The organism is Myxococcus vastator, from assembly GCF_010894475.1.
GTDB lineage: Bacteria > Myxococcota > Myxococcia > Myxococcales > Myxococcaceae > Myxococcus > Myxococcus vastator.
Genome location: NZ_JAAIYB010000612.1, coordinates 1 through 3,844, shown reverse-complemented (window position 1 = coordinate 3,844; position 3,844 = coordinate 1). Strand labels below are relative to the sequence as shown.

Here is a 3,844-nt window from a genome sequence, read left to right as displayed (position 1 = left end):
CCCCTCCGCCCTGGGCCCACTCAAGGATGAGCGCCTGGCGGCCTGCGTCGCCGACGCCTACCGGAATGTCTTCGAGGGCGACCGCTGGCCGAGCGGTCCCGAGCGCTCCAAGTGGTTGGACTTCGCACGGGAGCTCCGCAACAAGAACCCGAAAATCACCGCCGATGAGGTCCGCTACGCCATCCAGGACAAGCTGCGCCTGGAGCGGGACGGGCTGGACGCCCATTCGCCGGCGAACACCGACAGGTTCATCTCCGAGGCCATCGCGTGGGTCAACCAGTGCTACGACGAGAAGGCGCCCCCTCCCACGGAGGCGGACATGCGGCACTGGCGCGACTTCGCCGCCGACCTGATGCGCAAGAATCCGGAGACGACCCCGGAGGAGCTCAAGTACGCCATCATCGACGCCGTCCGGGCGAAGGTCATGGGGACGGACGCGGTGACCCCGGAGAACATCGACAAGTTCATCAAGGACGCCGTCAAGTGGGTCACCCAGTGCTACGCGGACAAGGAGCGCGAGGCCACGCCCGCGGAGCTGAAGGAGTGGCGCGCCTTCGCCCAGGAGCAGTTGAAGAAGAACCCAGACATCACGCCCGAGAACCTCAAGTACGCCATCACCGACGCCATGCGCGCGAAGATGACGGGGACGGGCGAGGCGACACCGCTGAACATCGACAAGTTCATCGAGGACGGCGTCAAGTGGGTCACCCAGTGCTACGAGGGAAAGGAGCGCAAGCCCACCGCCGAGGAGCTGGCGCACTGGCGCGACTTCGCCCGGAAGCACCAGAAGGCGAACCCGGACCTCACGCCCGAGGAGCTCAAGTTCGCCATCCAGGACGCCATCCGCGTGAAGGCGATGGGCATGGACGGCACGGGCAGCGCCAACATCGACAAGTTCATCCAGGACGCCGTCAAGTGGGTGTCCTTCTGCTACGAGGGGAAGGAGCGGGACGCCACGCCCGAGGAGCTGCGGCGGTGGCGTGCCTTCGCCAATGAGAAGAAGAAGGAGAACAAGGACATCTCCCCGGAGGAGCTCAAGTACGCCATCCAGGACGCGATGCGCAGCGAGCAGATGGGGACCCACGCTCCAGCCAAGCAGAGCATTGAAGACCACATCAGGGCGGCCTACGGGTGGCTCATCTACATCAACTATGCCGGGCCCTCTCAGCCGTCGAGCGAGCCGACGCCCAACGAGCTGAACGAATGGAAGAAGTTCGCCGAAAAGAAGTTGAAGGAGACGCCTGAGATGACGAGCGAGGAGCTCAGGTACTACATCCTGGACAGCCTCCGCACCGCCATGGCCAACAGTTGACGGCGACGGCCCCTGTGCTCACCCTCAGAGCGAGCGAAGGAAGGCCACCAGCGCGTCGCGCTCCGCCTTGCTCAAGGCCTTGAAGCGCGCGCGGGCACGAGCGCCTTCCCCCCCGTGCCAGAGAATGGCCTCCTCGAAGCTGCGCGCGCGGCCGTCATGGAGCATGCGCACCTGACGGTTCACCGTCTCCAGCAGCCCCAGCCCCCACAGCGGCGGCGTCCTCCACTCGGCGCCGCTCGCCTCGCCATCGGGGCGGCCGTCCGCCAGCTCCGGTCCCATGTCGTGCAGCAGCAGGTCCGTGTATGGGCGGATGCGTTGGTTGGACAGCTCGGGCACGTCCTCGACAGTGCCTGTGGTGAACTCCGCGTGGTGACACGCCGCGCAGCCCGTCTTCTGGAACAGCGCCCGCCCCTTCACCACCGCCGGCTCCGCCACGTCCCGGCGCGCGGGAGGCGCAATCAGGCGCAGGTAGAGCACCGTCTGCGCCAGCTGCTGCTCCGACAAAGCGGGCCCCTTGGCGGACGGCGGCGCCTGGCAGGGCGCCTGCGCCGGTGTGCAGTTGCGCTCGGGATAGAGCGGTGACGTCAGCCCCAGGTCCTCGGAGAAGGCGCTGGCGGCCTGCTGCTCCAGCGTGGGCTGGTTGGCCTTCCAGCCATAGCGGCCCAGGCGAACCGCGCCATCGCGGGCGGTCCGCACCCGGTTCGGACGGCCGGAGATGCCATCCCCGTTCCGGTCCTTCTCATCCGCCCGCGCCAGGATGGCCTTGTCGGGGATGGCCTCCAGCAAGCCGAGCCCGAACACCGGCGCGGGGATGCGCGGCGAGAGCATCACCTGGGCGGACAGCTCCCCGTACCCCAGCCGAGCGATGTCGTAGCGCGGCTGGCGCAGCGTGTACGGCGTCCCGTCCGCGTACTTCCCCTTCACGTCCGTATAGGTGACCTGGACCTCGCCCTCGGCGGCGACGCCGGGAATGGCGCGGTCATGGAGCTGGCCGCCGTAGACAGGCTCGTGGCGCCCCGCGGGAGAGTCCATCGAAGGCACGCTCAAGCGGACGAGCAGCGGCGCCTCGGCGCCCAGCTCACGCAGGGGCCGCCCACGGCCATCCTTGAAGTGGCAGGAGCCACACCCCGTGGCATTCGAGAAGGGGCCCGCCGTCACGTCCGCCAGGGCGTACCAGTCCCGCATGAACACCGCCTTGCCGTCGAGCATGGGCACCCAGCGCGCGGGGTCCAGGTTGCCCAGCGCACGGCCATAGGCATTCGGCGTGACGTCGAAGACCGTCGTCGCCCCGCCCGACAGCGCCTCGCCCGCGCGCGGCGCCGCATGGGACGGACCGGCGGCGAGCAGCAGAACTCCACACCACCCAAGCGCCTTCGCGCCCGGCAAGCGCCAGGAATGACGGAACATGGCTCGCCTCAGGAAGAACGGCTGGAAGCAGGTGACAGACCTGCTTCCAGCCGGGCAGACACTTCAATGACTACTGCTTCGCGGGCGTGACGCTCTCACTGACAATCTGGGTCACGTTCGCCGTCGTCTGCAGGTGGATTTCGTCAAAGCCGAGGTAGGGGTAGTTCGTCGGGCCATGGACCTCCTCGCTCAGGACCAGCCGGTCCGCCTGCAGGATGCGGCCGTCCGAGAGCTCCACGTACGGATGCGCCAGGTCGATGGTCCACTGGCACTGGCCCCGGGGCGTCACGCTGAAGGAATAGTTGCACGGGGTGTAGCAGTAGTTGCAGCTCCAGTAGCCCATGCTCTGGCACTGATCCATGCAGGAGTTCCAGCTCTGGTAGGCCGGCCGGCAGGACGGCGACGGAGGCGGCCACGGCGTCACGGGCTCGTCCGGCTCAAAGACATTGACCCCGCCGTTGTGGAGGCGCGTCATCACCCCCTGCAACTGCCCCTGGTAGTAGACGAGCGCGGAGTGAGTGGACTCCTCGCCCGCGCCCGTGAAGGTGGTGGAGTAGGCGGCCCGCCCGTCCTCCGTCACGAGGGTCGCCGTGCTCGTCATGGACCCCTCGGACACGGAGGAGAGCAGCATCTTCCCGTGCTCGGGCGCGTCGCTCTCGCTGAAGACACCCGCGGTCCAATGACTGGCCATGCCCGTGTGGATGACGACGCCGGACTCGCCGCTCACATCGCCATTCTCAATCCGGACGCCTTCGTCCGTGGCGCTGACATAGGCCTCGCCGACGCCACAGTGATTCAGGTCCTGGAACGTCACACAGTCCTGGTCCTGCGCCTGGGCCTGCGCCAGGGGCAATGCGAGGGAGAACACGGCGGCCCACAAGGGGGTTCCAAAATTCCAAAGCAGACGCATCTGACGGCTCCTCACGCTTCATGGGAAATCCAAGAAGCGGGCTTTCCCACTTCAATGGACATGCCAGGATTTCCCATCCTCTGAGGAGCACCCCTTTAAACATCTTGCTTGACGTAATCGACGGTGCCGGCAGCGAGGACGCGTGACGTCGCGACCTGTCGGCGCACCTCGCTTCCTGATGCGTAGCCCTTCTTCTTCCGTGGCTTGGGCCCGCG

General features: G+C 67.2%; 3 protein-coding genes. 1 reads left to right on the top strand and 2 read right to left on the bottom strand.

The annotated features are described in order from the left end of the window. A partial coding sequence (locus tag G4D87_RS34860) for a hypothetical protein (protein ID WP_163786984.1) occupies window positions 1-1,312 on the top strand: 1,312 nt, incomplete at its 5' end. 24 nt (window positions 1,313-1,336) lie between these two features. Here the strand turns inward: G4D87_RS34860 and G4D87_RS34855 are convergent. Both G4D87_RS34855 and G4D87_RS34850 read right to left on the bottom strand, forming a co-directional pair. After that, a complete protein-coding gene (locus tag G4D87_RS34855) occupies window positions 1,337-2,719 on the bottom strand; it encodes a di-heme oxidoreductase family protein (protein WP_163786983.1) in 1,383 nt (460 codons plus the stop codon). Window positions 2,720-2,789: 70 nt separating this feature from the next. Continuing rightward, window positions 2,790-3,587, bottom strand: coding sequence for a hypothetical protein (locus G4D87_RS34850; RefSeq protein WP_163786982.1), 798 nt, complete (start codon window positions 3,585-3,587; stop codon window positions 2,790-2,792). Between the last annotated feature and the right edge of the window lie 257 nt (window positions 3,588-3,844).